19 protein-coding genes and 1 CRISPR repeat array are annotated in these 19,448 nt (G+C 51.0%); all 19 genes read right to left on the bottom strand.

From position 1 onward, the window contains the following. Positions 1–7: 7 nt before the first annotated feature. The 19 genes from VXJ35_RS16830 to VXJ35_RS16920 all read right to left on the bottom strand — a co-directional run bounded on the left by VXJ35_RS16830 (position 8) and on the right by VXJ35_RS16920 (position 19,417). Positions 8–1,141, bottom strand: a complete 1,134-nt coding sequence (locus VXJ35_RS16830) for a tetratricopeptide repeat protein (protein WP_064022451.1) — start codon at positions 1,139–1,141, stop codon at positions 8–10. Between the two features lie 86 nt (positions 1,142–1,227). After that, entirely contained in the window at positions 1,228–2,052 is an 825-nt protein-coding gene (locus VXJ35_RS16835) for a hypothetical protein (RefSeq protein ID WP_064022452.1), read from the bottom strand. A 190-nt stretch (positions 2,053–2,242) separates the two neighbouring features. Then, the gene (locus VXJ35_RS16840) at positions 2,243–2,428 is read right to left on the bottom strand and encodes a hypothetical protein (RefSeq protein WP_157198209.1); all 186 of its coding nucleotides are present in this window, start codon (positions 2,426–2,428) and stop codon (positions 2,243–2,245) included. Positions 2,429–2,597: 169 nt separating this feature from the next. After that, entirely contained in the window at positions 2,598–2,825 is a 228-nt protein-coding gene (locus VXJ35_RS16845; RefSeq protein WP_064022453.1) for a hypothetical protein, read from the bottom strand. Positions 2,826–3,106: 281 nt separating this feature from the next. After that, the gene (gene cas2, locus VXJ35_RS16850; protein ID WP_064022454.1) at positions 3,107–3,382 is read right to left on the bottom strand and encodes a CRISPR-associated endonuclease Cas2; all 276 of its coding nucleotides are present in this window, start codon (positions 3,380–3,382) and stop codon (positions 3,107–3,109) included. After that, positions 3,369–4,316 (bottom strand): CRISPR-associated endonuclease Cas1, encoded by a 948-nt coding sequence (gene cas1 / locus VXJ35_RS16855; RefSeq protein ID WP_064022455.1) that lies wholly within the window; start codon positions 4,314–4,316, stop codon positions 3,369–3,371. The genes cas2 and cas1 overlap by 14 nt, the downstream gene beginning before the upstream one ends. 178 nt (positions 4,317–4,494) lie before the next feature. Beyond that, positions 4,495–5,498: direct repeats of the CRISPR family, unit length 36 nt; unit sequence GTCTTAATCCCTTCGTGAACAGGGCTGTTATTCAAT. 66 nt (positions 5,499–5,564) lie between these two features. Further along, on the bottom strand, positions 5,565–6,770 hold the full coding sequence (locus VXJ35_RS16860) for a Card1-like endonuclease domain-containing protein (protein WP_064022456.1): 1,206 nt from the start codon (positions 6,768–6,770) through the stop codon (positions 5,565–5,567). A gap of 18 nt (positions 6,771–6,788) precedes the next feature. After that, a complete protein-coding gene (gene cas6, locus VXJ35_RS16865; protein WP_064022457.1) occupies positions 6,789–7,721 on the bottom strand; it encodes a CRISPR system precrRNA processing endoribonuclease RAMP protein Cas6 in 933 nt (310 codons plus the stop codon). Positions 7,722–7,731: 10 nt separating this feature from the next. After that, a complete protein-coding gene (cmr6, locus tag VXJ35_RS16870; protein ID WP_064022458.1) occupies positions 7,732–8,865 on the bottom strand; it encodes a type III-B CRISPR module RAMP protein Cmr6 in 1,134 nt (377 codons plus the stop codon). Further along, the gene (gene cmr5, locus VXJ35_RS16875; RefSeq protein ID WP_064022459.1) at positions 8,862–9,248 is read right to left on the bottom strand and encodes a type III-B CRISPR module-associated protein Cmr5; all 387 of its coding nucleotides are present in this window, start codon (positions 9,246–9,248) and stop codon (positions 8,862–8,864) included. Before cmr5 ends, cmr6 begins: the two co-directional genes overlap by 4 nt. A 2-nt stretch (positions 9,249–9,250) precedes the next feature. After that, a complete protein-coding gene (gene cmr4, locus VXJ35_RS16880; protein WP_064022460.1) occupies positions 9,251–10,135 on the bottom strand; it encodes a type III-B CRISPR module RAMP protein Cmr4 in 885 nt (294 codons plus the stop codon). Positions 10,136–10,152: 17 nt separating this feature from the next. Next, the gene (locus VXJ35_RS16885; RefSeq protein WP_082880968.1) at positions 10,153–11,403 is read right to left on the bottom strand and encodes a type III-B CRISPR module-associated Cmr3 family protein; all 1,251 of its coding nucleotides are present in this window, start codon (positions 11,401–11,403) and stop codon (positions 10,153–10,155) included. Further along, complete coding sequence (cas10, locus tag VXJ35_RS16890; RefSeq protein WP_064022462.1) at positions 11,396–13,345, bottom strand: type III-B CRISPR-associated protein Cas10/Cmr2; 1,950 nt, start codon at positions 13,343–13,345, stop codon at positions 11,396–11,398. The genes VXJ35_RS16885 and cas10 overlap by 8 nt, the downstream gene beginning before the upstream one ends. Beyond that, positions 13,342–14,364 carry a type III-B CRISPR module RAMP protein Cmr1 gene (gene cmr1 / locus VXJ35_RS16895; protein WP_064022463.1) on the bottom strand — a complete coding sequence of 341 codons (1,023 nt, stop codon included), beginning with the start codon at positions 14,362–14,364 and terminating at the stop codon, positions 13,342–13,344. The genes cas10 and cmr1 overlap by 4 nt, the downstream gene beginning before the upstream one ends. A gap of 71 nt (positions 14,365–14,435) precedes the next feature. Beyond that, on the bottom strand, positions 14,436–15,551 hold the full coding sequence (gene csm6 / locus VXJ35_RS16900) for a CRISPR-associated ring nuclease Csm6 (protein ID WP_064022464.1): 1,116 nt from the start codon (positions 15,549–15,551) through the stop codon (positions 14,436–14,438). A gap of 24 nt (positions 15,552–15,575) precedes the next feature. Beyond that, on the bottom strand, positions 15,576–15,896 hold the full coding sequence (locus tag VXJ35_RS16905; protein WP_064022465.1) for an STIV orfB116 family protein: 321 nt from the start codon (positions 15,894–15,896) through the stop codon (positions 15,576–15,578). Positions 15,897–16,214: 318 nt separating this feature from the next. After that, positions 16,215–17,312, bottom strand: a complete 1,098-nt coding sequence (locus VXJ35_RS16910; RefSeq protein WP_064022466.1) for an IS5 family transposase — start codon at positions 17,310–17,312, stop codon at positions 16,215–16,217. A gap of 260 nt (positions 17,313–17,572) precedes the next feature. After that, positions 17,573–18,670: an IS5 family transposase gene (locus VXJ35_RS16915; protein ID WP_064019980.1), complete on the bottom strand. Its 1,098-nt coding sequence runs from the start codon at positions 18,668–18,670 to the stop codon at positions 17,573–17,575. 81 nt (positions 18,671–18,751) lie between these two features. Next, a complete protein-coding gene (locus tag VXJ35_RS16920) occupies positions 18,752–19,417 on the bottom strand; it encodes a hypothetical protein (RefSeq protein ID WP_064022467.1) in 666 nt (221 codons plus the stop codon). Positions 19,418–19,448 lie beyond the last annotated feature (31 nt).

The following is a 19,448-nucleotide window of genomic DNA, read 5'->3' on the forward strand; positions in this document are numbered from 1 at the left end:
TGATGGGTCAAATGAAAAACAGGTATCGCGCGGTCTGCAAGGATTCAACGTCATGCTTTTCACTTGCCAAAGACATAAAACCATTTGTTTCCGACAAATGAAGCCGCTGCCAACTCATATCTAATACATTCGGCGACGCTGGCGAAAATACAGGATTTAGCGCCAACAACTTCTGGCACCCAGCATCAGTCACGCTCGAGTTTCCCATCAAAAACGCTTCCAACTGTAAAGCCCACCAATGCTCAAAAGGAAAACGTGTTTCGAAAAACGATTTAGCAACTTGAATTTTAGCCAATGCTTCCGCTTGATGACCACTACGACAAGCCAACAAGGCTTGCCCTACACGTAAAAAGCCCAAGGCAATCGAGTTATTGTCCGTCTGAGGCACATAGTCTCGAAGCACGTCTGTAACATCGTTAAAGTGCCCTTTCGAGCTGCGATTATCGTCAATACACAGGAATTGCAAACGGGCCAGCGCATGCCAGACACTATCGCTATCACCCTTATCATGGGCTAAATGTATGCTGGTCATAAGTAATGATTCTGCTCGTAAGGTTTCTCCACACCTAAGCAATGCGCTCGCCAAATAATTCAATTGACGGGGGCGCTGTCCGCTACCTGGCGGCAATATATGGTATGCCGTGCTAAGGCAGGTATATGCCGCTTGAGGATGGCCTCCGCGCAACAAAAGCTCACCCAATGCACCATAGCCCTGAACGATGTCGAAAAGACGGTTTTGTTGTCGCCCAATGGCCAATGCTTTCAACAACCAATCCCTGGCAGCCCGCCAATGTCCTGTGCGGGTATACACCTTGCCAAGTCCCAGGGCGACATCAGCCTGGCCCATGGACAAAAATTTGTCGCTCATTACTCGCCATGCTTCGATGAAATGTTGTGCAGCCTGAGAATAATCGCCCTGATAATAGACTCGCCAGCCTCGCCATTGTTCAGCATAGTGGACAGGCAACTCCGCTTCGACCTCCTCATTAATGTCTTGACGCAAATGCATACGTAACCAGATGCCCACTGGGTCATTTGTTGGTATTGACTGTATGGCATCCATAACAAACTGATGTTGACCAATTAAAAGATACTGCTGAAAGTAATTGAGTCTTTCCAACTGTTGAAAATCTCTAACCATTTTGAGTACCGGTTTATGTCACTGAAAATAAAGTTTAGGTGGCGCAAAAAAATGCGCCCAAGATAAAGACTTCCAGACAAGCAAGGTCAATCGAAAATCGAGTCCCACAAGCTTGAAACAGTCAAGCCAACCCCCATCGCAACAGCAACCGGAGCCGCAAAGGTTACCGCCGATGCCGCGAGTCCAACACTGGCAATAGCGGACGACGCCGCAACGATAGCCGGACCTGCGGCTGTCACAGCCGCAGTAGCGGCTGCACCGGTAACATAACCCTTTGCACCGGCTTTGGCGGTGGACAACGCGACATCCGAAAATTCGCGCTCACCATTAACCAAACCAATGATACCGCTAGCGGCTTCAATCCCCGCACCAATGCTAGCCCCCAGCGCACCGCCAGCCTTGGCTGATTGCAAAACGGCATTCTGCAATGTACCGGAACCCGATGCGCCGGCACGTTGCGCTAACGTGGTCGTGGTTTTGGATGACACCCCCGAACTAGTCATCCTTTTGGCCGAACCGGCTTTTTCCAAAGCCTTGTTAACCAGCTCCGTGGTTTCTTTGGTGCCCACCAACTGGGTACTACGGTATTGACCATTCAGTACCTGCTTGACGGTTTTGTCTACGCCGGACTGCGACAGCATATCCTTCAGTTGCAGGCGCTCCACCACTTTACCGCCATTTTTGGTGACGAGATCAACCGTCTTCGCCGTCGTGCTTTTGGTCAGCTCAGTCGTGTTACCGTTGAAAAGGTTGCGCAAGTTTTTGGCATCCTTGACCATAATCTCATGGATGTGGCCCTTCAGGTGAGGATTGCTACCCGCACGCTCGACAGCGCGTTTAATCACGCTGGTTTCGTAAGTGGTTTTTCCGGAAATAGTGGTGATGGTTGATTTTTGGGCGAATTTTTTCATGAGATTTCTCCGTATATCAGTGACAAATAGTATGTTTAAAAATTAAATAGTTTAATTAACAGAAATTGTTAACGCTTATATATGGTGAAGAAAAATCATTGCAAAAACTCATGACCACTCCCGATATATTAATTCTCATGCCTTTTTAAATTGGGGGAGCGGTGCCAAATCCCTGGCACCGCTCCCACGGCTAATCGAATAGCCGCCTGACCAACGATCGCGCCGCGTAAACGGTGGCCCCTGCCACAACCACGGGGAGGATGACCGTGGGCGGTAACGGCAGAGTCGGCAACGGCGCGCCGGAAAAATGCTTGCCAGGCAAGCAACCGCCGACCACCTTCGCCACGGATGAAACTACATTATTGATGTCAGACATAATCAAATCTCCTAAATAAAAAATAAATAACCACTATTAGCAATACCCCGGTTTTAAAACGCCGGCATCGGGCGTTTAACAATCAGCTCGCTATTATTTCCGACGAGTCCGATCGCTCCGTTTTCGGCAGCGCGCCGTTGTCCTTCGTTGGGGACAACGGCGCTCAGGGCTAATCGAATAGCCGGCCCAGCAACTTACATGCCCCGTAAGTCGCCAAACCCACGCCCAAGACAACCGGCAGACTGGCCACCGCCACTGGCGCCATGACCGGTGCTAGCGGGAACACCGTTCCGCCGACAGTCACCAGCGAGGCCGCATGGGCCGCAGTGGCGGCGGCGCCGACGTGCTTGGCTTCCTTGCCGACGCGAGAAGAAAATGAATAATTTGAATTTGACATGATTAATCTCCGATGAAAATGAATAAAAACTCTTGCGCCTAATTTGAATAACGCCGGTAGCAGCGTGGTAACTATTAAATCTTAAATTTAACGATAATGCCGGTTTAACAAATTTGTCTAGCCAATTAGAAAAATTGAAGTTAACGCTAAATAATTCGGATAAACAATAACAACAAATACAATAAAAGACTCATTTGACAAATTTGTTGCAATTGCGCCGGTTAGGTTGAAAATATTAAAACAGATATTTTTTTATTCGTGCTACTTAACAAATTTGTTATTCAAACCAGAATCAATCCATCCAGGATCGGGCCTTTTCCCAATTGGATTTTTTGACACTCCGGCGTCAACGAATAACAGCTGACGCTATCCAACTGGGCATCAATCAACTCGCCCAGTTTTTCCAGCAAGGCCTGTAATTCGCCGGCATTCAATTCCGCCTCGAATACCGAAAATTGAATCGGCTCGCCAATATCCCGCATCGCGCGATGCACACGCCGCAAACGCCTAGCATCGCGAACGTCATAACAAATCAAATAGCGTCTAACGTGACTCATCGGCCGTCACCAAGTGCTCCGCCGCCCTTGCGTACTGCCTCAGCAAGCGTCTGAATGCGCGTGCCCGGATTTGATAAGCCTCGTAAAAGCGTTGCTTGCCGGCAGCGTGAAGCAAACAGGCATCGCCTTCGCGATGAAAATCCTCGGCGCGGAGTTGCCGGCCATGAAACAAGCCATGCACCCAAGCGTCTATCCATGGCCGCAATGGCTCCAACACATCGCACGCCAACGAATCGCGCTGGTAATACACATCGTGCAGACAGCCCAACGCCGGGTCCAACCCCACCGCTCGTAAGGCGTTTGCTGCCTCGTGGTGCAACAAGGTGTAACTCAGCGATAAACAAGCATTGACGGGATCGCTGGGAGGACGGCGATGGCGGTGTTCAAACCCCAGTGCGGCGGGAAACAAACGACTGAACGCCGCGAAATACGCAGCTCCGGCGGCCCCTTCCACGCCGCGCAGTCGCTCCAATTCCCATGCGCCGGTTTGCAAATCCGTTAATAACGTCGCCAGGGTTCGCATCGCTTTCAGCAGATCATGACGAAGATCCGGACGTAAGGCCATTTGCCGGTGCAGGTAGCGGTATTGGCGCGTCAGTTTCAGTTTGACCAGGCATAGCGCCTGACGGGCGCGAAAATCCTTATCAAGATACAAGGCATATTGACGCATGCGCCGATGCACATCGCCGTGCATTGGCGTACTCAGGTAGGCCGAACGTTCCGGGTGGCGGTGATTGATGACTAACAAAGCGATGCCGCGTTCGTTCAGCACGCCCAATACCCCGGCAGCCAGGGCCACTTGCGGCGATACCACAACCCGTTCTAGCACTTTCAGCGGCACGCTACCCACCACCTTGCCATCCTGGTAAAGCAATAGACAGGCACGTTCGTAGCGCAATTCCGCGCCGGCTTTTTCAAGAAATAAGGTTTGCATATCGTTCTCCGTTACTTAACTCGGAACAGATTGCAACACAGCCGCAAGAAAAAGCGGCAAACAACAAATTTGTTATGAGGGAGTAAACCTTCTCACGAGACACCTTAAAAATCGGCTCGACTGCGGAATTTTATATTGATGTATTGAATTGGTACCGCAAAGGACGACAAACAAACTATATAAAATCCCTTCGTAAACAGGGCTGTTATTTAATAACAATCAAAGCTATCCGAGGTAACTCAATTCGGTCTTAATCCCTTCGTGAACAGGGCTGTTATTCAATTAAACACGCCGAAATAATGCGGCAAATGGCCGAGTCTTAATCCCTTCATGAACAGGGCTGTTATTCAATCTTTCAAATCTGCTGAAAGAGGTACAGGGTACACGTCTTAATCCCTTCGTGAACAGGGCTGTTATTCAATCCTAGAAACTAAGGAAGTAGATGGCGTAATTGGTCTTAATCCCTTCGTGAACAGGGCTGTTATTCAATACACGGTGTGATGTGGTCCAAGCCTTTTATAAAGGTCTTAATCCCTTCGTGAACAGGGCTGTTATTCAATTCATTATGCTACAGAGACGACTACGGCGTGTTAGGTCTTAATCCCTTCGTGAACAGGGCTGTTATTCAATCGATACTAAAGACTGACCTTTACGGATATCTATGTCTTAATCCCTTCGTGAACAGGGCTGTTATTCAATCTATGATGACGGTAGTTTTGTCGTTCCAGAAGTGTCTTAATCCCTTCGTGAACAGGGCTGTTATTCAATTTCAGGCACCACCCTGGTTGTACAGATATGAAGTCTTAATCCCTTCGTGAACAGGGCTGTTATTCAATGGAAGCTGCTCCGGCGGTTATCCATAAGTGGGATGTCTTAATCCCTTCGTGAACAGGGCTGTTATTCAATAAAGAATCCATTTGGATACCTCAAGATTTATTGTCTTAATCCCTTCGTGAACAGGGCTGTTATTCAATCTGGAAAGAATCATTTTGCATCGCAGCCGGAAGGTCTTAATCCCTTCGTGAACAGGGCTGTTATTCAATCTACTGTTGGTATCGCTACCCCAGTTACTTATTGTCTTAATCCCTTCGTGAACAGGGCTGTTATTCAATAAAAAAATACTTTACTTTTTTCTGATATGCGTTAGTCTTAATCCCTTCGTGAACAGGGCTGTTATTCAATGGCTTGCAGCCAAAAAATAGCTTGGAATCAGCGGGTTATACAGACAGTTCCCAAGCGGTGTCACACTCATGATTGAAATTTACCGTTCATCCAATCTTGAATGCGTGTTTTCAGGTTTTTGATGTCTCCTCCTTCAATGATTTTGATTTTATATTCCCGTGCCCGATTCCGGGTCGCATCGTCCAGCCGTCTAGCCGATACCAGCCAGGCGTCGCCGAATAATCCACCGGTGCGTCGCTCCAGGGTATCCAATTTATACACGATGCCGTCGCTTTTGGCATTGTCGGCGTTGAATATGCTGGTTTTGCACTCGATCATTAACAGGCGGTTGTTGTGCAGGATCAGGCCATCGATTTCGTTGCGGATGTCGTTGCGGGAATTACCGGTTTCGGTGAAGTAAACATTGGCGTAGACCTCGTCGCAGCCCAGTTCGCTAGCGGTAAGCCAGGTGTATTCCTCCAGCCAACCGCCACTAAGATATAGCGCGCCGTCGGCATCGTTGAAATACAAACGTTCGGGATTTTCTTTGTCCCAGTCACAAATGCCGATTTCGCTACATTTTTCCAGGGCGGTTTTCCAGTAGCCAAAAGGGGTTTTGCCTTTGAGGAACCACTGCTCCGAGTTAGCCAGTTCCGGGGCTTGACCGCGTTTCTGTTCCGCCAGGGCTTCGTGAGCCAATTTGTTGATGACGCTCCAGTAGCCTTCCAGCTTTTCGGCGTTTTGCGCCAACCAAAAACTCAATGACCGCCGCCGTTTGGCATTATCCTGCCAAATGCTGTCGGCCGACTTGCGAAATTGCTTACCCATCGAAAACAAATAACTGTCCAGGCTCAACACCTTGCCGATGGCGAGCGGCTGGTTCTTTTCCGGATACAGCACTTCAATTTGGCCGTGTTCGGTATCGGTATAGAGCACGGTGTTGGGCGCGCGGTGAAACACGTCGTAAAAACCCAGCGCCATCAATTTGGTGCCGCCGGTGGCGTGGTAGGTAATGGGGACGTCGGGAAAGCGTTGATTCAGTTCGTCTTCGATTTCCATGGCCCGGTCCTTGATGGCCTCTAGGCCGACGTCAGGTACATCGTGAAATTCGAGAATATTATCCGGTTGAATGCTGGCTAGGCTGGTCAGTAATTTGACGAACTGCTTGGCATTGGATTTCATGGCTTCGGAAATGGCGAGCGCGACGATTTCCGGCTTGAGTTTCATCACCGGAATCAAGTTAGCCTGGGCTTGTCCAGTGACGATCAGTAAGTGAATGGCTGGTTTTGACATGTGAAATCCGCTGTCGGGTTAGGAGGTTGGCATAATGGCATAATGTCCCATGCCGAAACTGGTTTTACTGCCGACGTGCAGCCACTGCCCTTGCAGCAGCAAGGGCAGGAATGGCATCAGGTCGCCTTGGAGCCACAGCGTCCCGGTCACGCCGCCAAAAGTCATTTTTTGTTGTTGGCGATGCGAATAGCGCTCCCATTGGCACCAATTCAATTGGTGGCTGGCTTCGATACCTTCGGCGGCGGTGGCCAGGGCTTTGAAGTCCGGCGCTTGGTAGTCGTGGCCGTGAAACTCTTGCAACAGGTAGTAGCGGCGCACCAGGGCCAGTAAAAAATCCTTGCCGCGCAAGGCACCGGACAACACTTTGCCGTGGCGTTTGATGCGTAGCGGCGTTTGCAACTGCAACATGATGCTATCACTGGGCGGCAGGGAGTCGGGACTGAAAGGCGGCGATGGCGCCAGGCGGTGGTCGGCGTCGGCCGGATAAATCAATTGTTCCGCAGGCTGGCCGGGCTCGAATATCACACCTGTCAATTCCGCTTCGGCATGCCGGGCACCCAGCCCGGCTTTCAGCGCCCTTTGCCAGGCGTGAATGACAAGGGCTAAGTCATCCAGCGCCCGGCCGATCAACACCATATTGAAGCTGAAGCAGTCGCCGGCTTGCAACTGGCGTCGTCCCATCGGCGGGGGTTCGATGACGAAGGCGTTGGGAATTTCGCTGAAGGCTTGAAAAGCGGCGTTGGCCGGCGGTGGTGTTTCGAAGATTTTGGGATAACTGCATTGCCGGTACAGCAAGCAGGCTTTGCAGTCGTCGCCCCGCGTCACGCATACACTTTTACGCAAGGCCCGGCCAAACGCGCCGCGCAGCATGGAGCCGGAATACAGGTTGAGATTCAATGACTGCAATACCCGGCAATTGAATTGGTAGCGGTGGGCGGGGAGATGATTCATGACTGGTGGCTCACTGCAACTGTTTGAGTAGGTCTTTGGCCTTGGCATTTTTCTGAGCACCGATAAATTCGACCAATGCTTTTGCCACTGTGAGCAACTCCAATTTGGCTTCTGCCGGCCAATCTGTGGTTTGGGCAACCAGTTGGCGTAATTCGGTATACAGTGGCCCACCGATTAGTTCGCTGGCTTTGCTGTTTTTCTTTTGCTGAAGCTTCTGACGCAAGGCGTCGATTTGTTGTTGCTCTGAGCTCATGGCCGACAGCCTTTGTTGTTGAGCGATACGTTCGGCGTCTTGGGCTTGCTCTTGGAGAAACCGCTCATCAAGACTCATGTAGCCGTAACCCGTAGCGGTTTTGGCGCCGGCGCCCAGCCATTCCAGGGCGCTGGTCAAGGCAGTAAACACCTGTGCCAATTGTTCGGCAAATTCCGGTTGCCGGGGAGCTATGCTAAAGACCAGTCGGGCGTTTTTGACCGCCAAGAATGGTACAAGCAACGGCTCGTGCCAGTCAGCGGGAATCGCTTTGGGGTTTTTCAGGTCACCTTGGCCGCCGTCGCTGTACCAGTCGCCCATGTGCGGGGTCATGATGTCGCACAGCAGATGCGGGCGTTGATCGGGAATGGCGTCGAAGAACATAAACCCGCCGGCCTGTTCGGCGACTTCGTCCTTGCTTGCGGTGCCGAACCAGCTTTTTAGGCGGGCTTTTTGCTGTGCGATTGACAGTCCATCCTCGTTGCTTTCCACCCATGCCCGCACCAGGCCTTTGACGGCAGAGCCGGCCAGATACGGCACGCCCAAAGTTGGGTGCCAGCTAAAACCGTTTTCCACTGGGTGTGGGTTGCCCATACCGGTGACGAAATGCCAGTCGGTGGTATAACGTTGGCTACGGCCGCCCAGATGCTTGACCAGGCAATCCTTTCGCTCGGCATAAGTTTGTAATTGTTCGGATGAGCCTACGGGGCCAGCGACGGTTTTGATCCAGTCGCGTTTGGCGTCCTGATTATCATCCGGCTTGGGTATGATCCAGTCGGAACCGGTTTGCCGGAAGCCATTAAAGAATCTATCGAACCATAATCCGGCATGGGCATGAGGATAATCGAGCTTTTTAACCGGACTGTGGTCACTATGGTAAAGCGGCGCGGTCATTGAGCACCCTCCGCTAAAAAGGCTTTGGCAAATTTCTTGACCCAGCTCATCAAAACCAGGGCTTCGGCTTGAGCCAGTTGATAATGAGCCATATCGGCTTGGGTGATGCCTTCAAGGACATTGGCTTTACCGGCATAGGGTTGGCCAAGCTCCCTTAGCCAGTCGGAAACCAACTGATAAAGCTGATGGTAGGATTCACGGTCTTTGCCTTTGACCTTGCAGAATGCCATGGCTTGGCCCAATCCGTTCATGTGTATCATGGCAGGTAGGCCACTGGCGTAGCTAATGAACTCTTTTTGTTCATCTGGCTTGAGCTTTTTAGGCAAATTGTTGATGCGTTCCAGGGCAAAAGCCGCCCGTTGCTGTTGAATGGTTTGCGTCATGATTAAGCCTCGCGACCTTGGGTGACCGTGACTTTACACCAGCCCATACCGACGGTTTCGTTGCCGCCCAGTTGTAGGTAAGGAGATGGGCCCAACAGGTCTTGGGTGATGCTGTTGAGGATGGCATTCGCCGGCATGCCGTCTTGTTTGTCGCGGGCGCGATAGGCACTGAGGGCGACATACAGCACGGTTTCCGGCGGCAGGGTTTCTTCGTACCAGAGCGCGCCGTTTTTAACCATTTTGCGCTCGTTATCGATGGCGATATGCGCCGCCACGGCGGTGGCATAACGAGACAAGTAGTTGAATTGGTCGTTATGCACGATGACCAGTTGCTGTTTGAGGGTAGCTTCGGCGATACCACTGAGGTTACCGAGGCATCGAACCAGTGCCGTGAGATCGCTGCTTTGGGTTTTGAAGCGATATTCTTCCAGAAATAAATCTTCGCCCGCTGTTTCTGGAAGCATCGCTTGTTCCTTGCCGGGTTGTTGCGGTAACGAGAAATCCAGGCCGATGCCTAAACGTGTGGCGTCTCTTTGCAAGCGCTCCAGTAAAGCCGGGCAAGTCACCCATTTGAAGTGGCTGTTCAGGGAGCGTACCGGCAGCAGTAACAATCGGGCGTCGCCCACCAGCAAGGCCCCGGCATGCTCCGAGGCGTTCTCTTTATCGGAATCGGGGCCGAAGACCCATTTGATGCTGGGTTTGTCCTTGCCCAGTTTGTCTTCGGCTTTGGCGCGTAAGGCGCCCTTTACAGCCGAACCGTAGACACAGGGCCAGCCACTATGCGATTCCCGTTGTATAGGTAGGTCGATGCCATCCACCGAACTGCCGGCACCTGCATGGAGTGAAGTTTCCGCCCAGAGGCCAATGAGTGCGTTTGTGCTTGTCATGTTGATGTCCTTTGTCCTTATATATTCGATGAGTCTTGCCAATGGCCCAGTACGATGTGTCCGCGCCCCCAAGCGGTGTCGTTACCGACACAGAGTCCATGGAGTTTATCGCTGAGGATTTGCCAATCGGTTGCTTGTGACAGGCGGCAATACCAGGCGCTACCAGCCGGGATATAGCTTTTCACCGGCCGAGGTTGGTGGTTTTTCATGTCCCAGCCGCCTTCACGGTGAACTTTGCCGATCACCGCCGATTCGATGCTGAGTTCGATGCCGTTTAGTTGACCTTGCCACACGGTTTGGCTATTGCGTTCGGTTTTGCTGAAGCCGGCCGGGTATGGTTGGCCGTCAAAATCCGCTGGCGTCAGGAAGTGAATCAACAAAGTTTCGACAGTTTTGGGCTTGGCGAACGGCAGAACTTCGTGTGTGGTGACGGGCTCGATACTGGCCATGCGGCCTTCGCCGCCCAGGCGTATCAGCTTTGTGGCCTTCAAGTGGGGGAATAGTGCGGCATCCAGTCCTTTTGCGTCGAGCTCGATTTGCACTTCGGGCAGTATGCGTAGATGACGGGTTTGATAGAGCTTGCCATCCTGTACCTTGCGCTGTTTGTTGTCGCGGGCTATACCGAGTCGGGCTTCGTGGCTAAACAATTGCGCCGGGTTGATGATTTCTGCTGAAGCAGGCGCCTGTCCGTTGAGGCACTTAGCCATCCCCGCTGCAGTCAACCAGCGTTGCTCCACTGTTTTGTAACCTGATAAGCCGGCTGGGAGCTCGGGTAACCGTACACGCCCTAAATCGCAGCGTACGGGTTTGCCGACTTGCAAGCGTTGAATGTCGGTTTCCTTATGCATCAGATACAGCGGCGCGGCATACAAGCGTTGGCCTTGGTACACGATCCACGGGCCATTCAGTTGCAATCGGCCTAAATCATCGGCGCCACCCAGTGCGCTACTAAAATCGAAATCAACTAATCGGCTGGTAAGACTTTTCCAATCGATGTCAATTTGTTCGCCAGTATACGTGCGCAAGGCGCCGGCCAAAGTACGAACAGGTGGCGGAAACAGACTGGCCAATTCACTGCCGCCGACTGCGTCATGCGGACGGGACTCCCGAAAAAACCAGGTGTCGCAGGCTTCGAATCGTAGGGTGAGTTCATCCTCGGCGCAAAGGCTTTGTATGTGATTCGATGCGCCGGTTGTTGGCGTTGCCATGGTCTGTTTGTTCATCAGATCAACTTTGGGTTGTTGGCTTCCATGTTTGTGTTTAGCCAAGTTCCACTCCTTTTTGCGCCAAAAAACGTACCAGTTGCAGTGCGCTTAGGTTTAATTTTTGGGTTTTCTCTATACGAGCCGGTTTGTGTTCCGTGATGCGTTTGGCGATAAAACATTGGCTTAGTAAATTAGCCATTCGGTCGCGGGCAGCGTTGAGGGTGATCTTTAGCTCGCCACGATTAACGCCGGAATTGAGGTATTCGGCGGCAATCAACTGGGTCATGGTGTCCTCGCCAAAAGCTGAGTCGATCTGAAATTCTCCATGATGATTTTTACTTTGCAGGCTGGCGAACCGCTCTTCCACATTGAAGAAAAAGCTGTTGGAAAACGGCATGTTTTGTTGGTCTTTTTGAAAGTCATCGGCCAGACAATGAATGATCACTTCCCCCGTATTTTGGTCTATGGCCTTTTCCCAGGGCATGGCCCATTGCAGATGTTGACCGCCGGGTTTCCACACCCTCACGGCAATGGCATCGCGGCCGGTTTGCTCCTTGGCGATGTCGTCCAACAGGTGGTGGGCGTCGCTTAATACTTTACCCAATGGCATGCGGATATGGGCATACTCGATGGCACCGGACAGGGTAGTGTCTATCTTCTCCGGCAAGTTCTTGAAGCAATCCAGGTAGTGATCGCGCAAGGCCTTGGCACAGTTGAGGGCGAATTCCAACGGCAGTAAAGCCAGTACGTCATCGCCGCCGGCATACACCAAAAATCCGCTATGCTCATCGACGATGGCTGGCACGCCGTTGGTGAAAGTTTCCAGACCAGTGCTGATATGGGCCTGTTTTTTGGGGTCGCTCATGTGGCTACCCAATGAATCGCCATCCATCATTAACACCGCATAGAACGGACTAACCGGCTCCAGGGGTTCGCTGACCGAGCGCCGCAGGTCTTTCAATGCACGCTTGACGGCTTGGGCCTGGGTTTGATCTTCGTAAATATTTTTGTTGTCGAGTGCGGCTTCAAAAAACACATTGCCGTCCAGGCTTTTGGTGTTCCATAACAATTTGTCGTCTTGCCGTTGGTTTAAAGCACTGTCGATACAATCCAAACGGGTGTCATATTCTCCGTAGCTTTCAGTAAGTTTTTTGGCGGCATCGTGAAATGCCTGTAATTTATCCTCCGGCGCTTGTTGCAGCACCGTGGCCAACCAAGGAGCAGCAGCCATATAAGCCACTGAAGGCACTGCGGCATTGACTTCCCAGCCATTCAAGATCCAGCCTCCCGGCATCGTGGCATGCAGGTCGGCAAAATAACGAGCAAAGCGGCGTTTGATGAAGGCGATGGCGCACAGGTATTCGTGTTCGCGCAAATCGGTTTGCATACCCTTTTTGCCGATTTGCCGCAGTTGGCCCCAAAACTGTTCCAAGCCTTTAGCGTTGGGTGTGGCGATACCCGATAGCTCCTGCCAGCCGTCCATCATCATGCATTTGACGCCAGCTTCCGCAGGCGGCAAGTAAGTGCGCCAGTTTTTGCGCCGATCCAGCAAATTGCTTTCGCTGTTGTTATCTGACAATGCCCAACTGATTTCCCAGAAGTTATTCACCTGCCGATCCCAAATATCGCGCGTAATGGACGTACAATGAGTTAAATCCTGTTCCCAAACCTTGTTGGCTAACTCTCGCCAAGCGTGTTTAATGCTTTCGGTGACCAAGTCCGGATTGAATTCTGCGGGGACTTTTGCCAATCCGCCTTTGAACCGATTGGGTACGCAGCCTTGTTGCGGCGGCTTTCCCCTACCTGGTTTTTCCAGCCAGTCAAGGTAATCATCGCTGACTTTTGGGAAAATGATCTCGCCGCCTTGCTTTTTCACCGCCAGCATGGCGACAGCTGAGAGCCAGGACAGCAAAAATGAACCCGCCCAAAAATCCCGCGTGCGTCGCGCTTGGGCGACAAAGCCTTGCACGGGGCCCAGGGTAAAGTGGAAGTATTGTGCTGTCATGGATAAACCTTCTCCAATGTGTCCATAAAACGATGAATAGGGCGATAAAAGTCGGATTGCTTTCCTTTAGGGTAGTCGGGGTGAAAGTGTGCGGGAATAAACGTCACTAAAGCTATATACTCGTTGGCAATGGGATGAATGTGCATCAGCAATGGACTGCCGCGACGATTTTTTTCGTCGGATTCGCCCCTGTTACCAGAGAGAGGAAGTCCAAATGGCAATTTGGCCATACCTTTACCTGCTTGCTTACGTGCCTCCCGATATTGCCCTCCCAATCTGTCCATCAATCGTCTAGGATCTTGCGCTTGCCCTGCTTTAGCTATGGCGATAGCTTCATTGAGTGCAGTGTAAATGGGCATCTCAGGGGCTAACTGTATATTAGCGATAACTGTTTTTATGGCAGCAAAATAACCGTCACTGCTACTAAACTTAAATGTCTGTTCGTCCGATGTTTGTTTGTTCAATGTTCGGTCGTTCAAGGTTTGGATAGCGATAGAGCCAAATCCTCTTCTGGCTCGACTCCCTAATCCCCCCAGAAGCCCCCAGATCGTCAGAGCGTGTTTGAGTTGCTGGATTTGCTCGTCGCTGGCTTTTGACCTGATTCCGAGACAAACAGTAAAATGTCCTTGCTTAATGGCAGTACGATGTTCAGGTTTTTTGCGAGTACCATCTAGACCGTAACCTAAAAAGCCGGCGCCTGCATCGTTGTTCTTGGGCCAGGCATTTTCAGTGCCTTGGGTGGCAATAGCTTTTAATTTGAGCTGGAATAAGCCCTGCCCACATTTATCATCTCTATTCGCAGCGCCAAATAGAATAGATTCTTGTTGATGAAGCAACTTTAGAGCCTGATGCGTGTCTTCCTGGCTTTGCTTCAGGCACTCGCCCCATTGTGAAGCTCGCCACCAGAAACGCAACGCACCTTTGATAGAAGGAGCTCTAATTTCCGGATCATCGTTTTGATGAGCGCCACCGATAAACATTGGCGTGATGATTTCGTATTGCGCTTCCAAAATTTGCATGGGTAGTCCTGTGTGTGAAATTTAGATCGAAACTATCGTTGGACCGGTCATAAGCGGCTCGCACTTATCCGCTAATCTTCTATTTGAATTTGCTCTTCCGTTAAATCGATACGGTATTGTTTGTTGTTATTTTTGCCGACACTTTTGATTTCGAACGACTTAGCCGCATTTTCGCCCAGCGCTTGTTTAAAGCCTTTATTCGCCCGGCTGATGCGTTCGGACATCCAGTTAGTATTCATGCCCTTCTCTAACGCTTGTAAGGTGCGTTCCACTCGCTCTCTCGTCTTGAAATATTTCCGATATAATTGGGTAAACTCATCGGCATACTCAAGATTGTCAGTGTATTGATCTCGATGAACCGGCTTACTGTCGAGCGAGCGTTGTAGCATCCATAAATAAAATACAAACTCCACACCCGGCAAACGAATTTCAATATTGCCCACCCGAAATAGATGTTGCTGGCTATCGATATGCAATATCGGATCGGTTTCTATCTGCCGGGCGATAGCAACGGTTTCGCTAAAACCGGCCTTTCCGTCCAACAACCGATCTGGTATGCCACCGCGTAAGCGCACGAAGGGAATTTCGGCCATCATCACTTGCGCATCCTTGGCATCAAGGGCATGATTATCCTTATCGTAAATCACCTTACTAGCCGGCGTTGGGTAAAAAAAGTCTTTCAGGCTTTCGTATCGGTCGGTCACCAGGACATGAGACAACCTGTCTTGTGGCCGTCCGTATAAGCTGAGTGCATAGCCCAAGTAATAGCCCATAGTTTTACGACCGCCAGCAATTGAGACATGGATCGCTGCATTGTTGTTGCCGGTCAGTTGGCTAACAATAGTAGTAATAAAGTCCGCTGCAGCCTCGTTTTGTTCCGGGGTCTTGATGTCCTCCAGCGCCAAGCCTTGTCTATCTTCTATGACGTGAATGTTTTCCTCCGGAAAACTGATGTCGGACAAATCGTAATCCCGGCACAATTGCCAAAATTGCCCACTGCCTTCGGCCTGTAGTTGCAATTTGGCCTGCCGCGCGCCGGATTGAGTGGTGATCAAATGAATTTCAGTCGGCACAAAGGGCTCTGTTGGGCTCACCGCCAACGCGTATACTGTTTCGGTAACGATTTGGGGTGACATGCCACTAACTGCCAGCAGAATTCTTTTCGGATATTCATGGGGTTGCGTCATAAGTAGGTTCCATTTTTAGTATTGTTATTTCAATCGCTTCAGAAAACCGAGTTCAAACTCTAGTGAGTTGAGTTCTGTTTCGTCAAGCACCTTACCTTCCGGTAAGCGTTGCAGTAGTCGCAAAATAATGGCCTCATCGCCTGCTTGCATTCTGATAGAAACACGGTTAACAGGAATTAAGATGTTCAAAATCTGGCTGAGCACTTTGGCGCTGGCATCATGGCCGATCGCTGAAACAAACCCCCTCCCAAGAATTTCCTTTACATCGGAAACTGTTAATGGTCCTGTAAATTCCCATAACCCGTATTCCGTCAAAACAGGAGCGTTGATAACATATAAAGTCATTTTCTTTGAGTTGCTTAGTATTTATAATTGCCGAAGTTTGGTCTGCCCAGTTGAGTGGCATCAATTTAACCAGACTCACCAAGATAAAACAGGTCTAACAAATTTGTTAGACTCGGAGCTGATAACTCGCGTTTGGAGTGTCGATTGCTCCTAGCAGGCTGGTGAAAAACCCACCGATATTTCCCCTTACCCACGGTTTCCGTGATTTTTTCGTGTTGAAATCGGTCATGACATCGAGTTTCAACCGTTTTGCCTCTGTTTGAAGGGCTTTTTATTCACCCGAAGCCGTCTGTGGACGGTTTTCAGGCGTACTTCACCCTAGGTGGGCGCACTCCACGCCGGTTTCGGCGTGAACACCAATAGGTTGAGCAACCGCGTCAGGTTGTAGGCGGCAAAGCAAAACAAGGCTTGGCCTGCGACTTTGGCTAAGCCGATGTGGCGGGTTTTGCGCAGGCCCCCGACGGTCTTGATCCAGCCGAAGGCTTCTTCGACGATTTTGCGGCGCTTGAGGCTTTGGGCATAGCCTTTGCCGCGAGCGGTGCGGCCATCGACGGCACTGCCGGTCTTTTTGCGGGCCACATGGGCCTTGATGTCTTGGGTGTTGAGTCCGTTGACGAACGCCGGTTGGTCATAGCCCTTGTCGGCACCGACGCTGCCGCCTTTGGGAACACGGCGTTTGATCATTGTTTGCGCGGCTTCGATTTCGGCGGTGCCGGTGGCTTGAGTGGTTTCGACATCGACAATCAGGCCGTTGCGATTCTCGGACAAGGCATGGGTGATGTAACGCAGTTTGGCCTCGGTGTATTCGCCTTTCTTGTAAAGCCGCGCTTCCGGGTCTGTCGTACTTTGGTGGGTGGCGTTGCTGCGCTTTTCGCCGCTGAAGTCGACCTCGGGATTGCGGCCGGCAGGTTTGTCCGGGCCGCTGCCGTCTTTCTTAACGAAGCTTTTGTGCGAGGCCCAGGCTTCGATCAGGCTGCCATCGACACTGAAGTGCTCGTCGGACACCAGATTCTGCCATTCGGCAATGGCCAAGACCCGTTCAAAAAACTCGCGACTCAGTGCTTCGGACAGCAGGCGCTCGCGGTTGGCGCTGAACACGCTGCGTTCCCAGACAGCATCGTCGATACCCAAACCGACAAACCAGCGAAACAGCAGGTTGTAGTCCAGCTGTTCCATCAACTGGCGTTCGCTACGAACGGTGTACAGCACTTGCAATAGCAAGGCGCGCAGCAGTTTTTCGGGCGCAATCGACGGGCGGCCAGTGTGCGAGTAACGCTCGGCAAAGACGGCATTCATAGAGGTCAATACGCCATCGACGAGTAGACGTAAACGACGCAACGGATGCTGTTTGGGAATACGTTCTTCCAGGCTAACGTAGCTGAACCAGCTACTTTGAATGGCATCGTGTCCGCGCATTGAAAGGCTCCAAATTTAGGTAGCCTATTTTAACAGTTGGCGGCTCATCTATGCCTTAGCCTACTTGGCTTTTCGAGTTTTTCACCAGCCTGTTAGCAGGCTGGTGAAAAACCCACTGATATTTCCCCTTACCCACGGTTGCCGTGATTTTTTCGTGTTGAAATCGGTCATGACATCGAGTTTCAAGCGTTTTGCCCCTGTTTCAAGGGCTTTTTATTCGCCTGAAGCCGTCTGTGGACGGTTTTCAGGCGTACTTCACCCTAGGTGGGCGCACTCCACGCCGGTTTCGGCGTGAACACCAATAGGTTGAGCAAGCGCGTCAGGTTGTAGGCGGCGAAGCAAAACAAGGCTTGGCCAGCGACTTTGGCTAAGCCGATGTGACGGGTTTTGCGCAGGCCGCCGACCGTTTTGACCCAGCCAAAGGCTTCTTCGACGATTTTGCGGCGCTTGAGGCTTTGGGCGTAACCTTTGCCGCGCGCGGTGCGGCCATCGACGGCACTGCCGGTCTTTTTCCGGGCCACATGGGCTTTGATGTCTTGCGCCTTGAGTCCGTTGACGAAAGCCGGTTGGTCATAGCCTTTGTCGGCACCGACGCTACCGCCTTTGGGCACACGGCGTTTGATCATTGTTTGCGCGGCTTCGATTTCGGCGGTGCCGGTGGCTTGGGTGGTTTCGACATCGACAATCAGGCCGTTGCGATTCTCGGACAAGGCATGGGTGATGTAACGCAGTTTGGCCTCGGTGTATTCGCCTTTCTTGTAGAGCCGCGCTTCCGGGTCTGTCGTGCTTTGGTGGGTGGCGTTGCTGCGCTTTTCGCCGCTGAAGTCGACCTCGGGATTGCGGCCGGCGGGTTTGTCCGGGCCGCTGCCGTCTTTCTTAACGAAGCTTTTGTGCGAGGCCCAGGCTTCAATGAGGCTGCCGTCGACACTGAAGTGTTCGTCGGACACCAGGTTTTGCCATTCGGCTATGGCCAGTACCCGCTCAAAAAATTCGCGACTCAGCGCTTCGGACAGCAGCCGTTCGCGGTTGGCGCTGAACACGCTGCGTTCCCAGACAGCATCGTCGATGCCCAGACCGACAAACCAGCGAAACAGCAGGTTGTAGTCCAGCTGTTCCATCAACTGGCGTTCGCTACGAACGGTGTACAGCACTTGCAACAGCAAGGCGCGCAGCAGTTTTTCGGGCGCAATCGACGGGCGGCCAGTGTGCGAGTAACGCTCGGCAAAGACGGCATTCATAGAGGTCAATACGCCATCGACGAGTAGACGTAAACGACGCAACGGATGCTGTTTGGGAATACGTTCTTCCAGGCTAACGTAGCTGAACCAGCTACTTTGAATGGCATCGTGTCCGCGCATTGAAAGGCTCCAAATTTAGGTAGCCTATTTTAACAGTTGGCGGCTCATCTATGCCTTAGCCTACTTGGCTTTTCGAGTTTTTCACCAGCCTGTTAGTGCGGTCTCAAGTGCAATTAGTTTATTTGATAAAATAGTTAGGTCTGCTGAGATTTTGCTAGCTTCGATTTTCCATCCAAGCCCATCAGGTACAGTGGAAACAGACTGAAGGCTTTTGTCTAAGGAAGACAACTCAAGCTTCAGCGATTTTATCTCGTTTTCCAGATGATTTTTTTGCGTATCCAGTAAAAATAGCCTTTCTGTTAATTCACTATTATTTAGCGCCTTCTTTTCATCGAAAAACAAACTAGTTGCCATCGCAATGGTTATCGCAACGGCTATTGAAGAACTCATTCCAGCTACAATAGTTGACCATGCCTTAGCTGAGTTCTTTGCTCTTGAGTAAGAGGCTCCCACACTTTCTCTATTTTTGGATGACTTCACACTTTTTAAGGAATCGTATGCTGGTAGATCATAAACTTGTGAGACGTCATTTTTCTTTGGGTTTATCGAATATATTTCTTCTAATTCCCCATTGAGGCTATAAATAAATGCTTGAACATCATCAGGCATTGATTTGGCATAAGAAAACACCTGTTGTACAGCCATATCAAAATTCGATGTATCACGCTTCACTTCGAATATTGCTAATACTTTGTTTGTATCTGGATCTTTAACAGGCTGGTGAAAAACTCCCAAAGCTGCAGTCATCAAGGCGCATAGCCTCAGCAAACAAGTAAAA

This window comes from Methylomonas sp. DH-1 (assembly GCF_046097555.1).
Taxonomy (GTDB): Bacteria; Pseudomonadota; Gammaproteobacteria; order Methylococcales; family Methylomonadaceae; genus Methylomonas; species Methylomonas koyamae.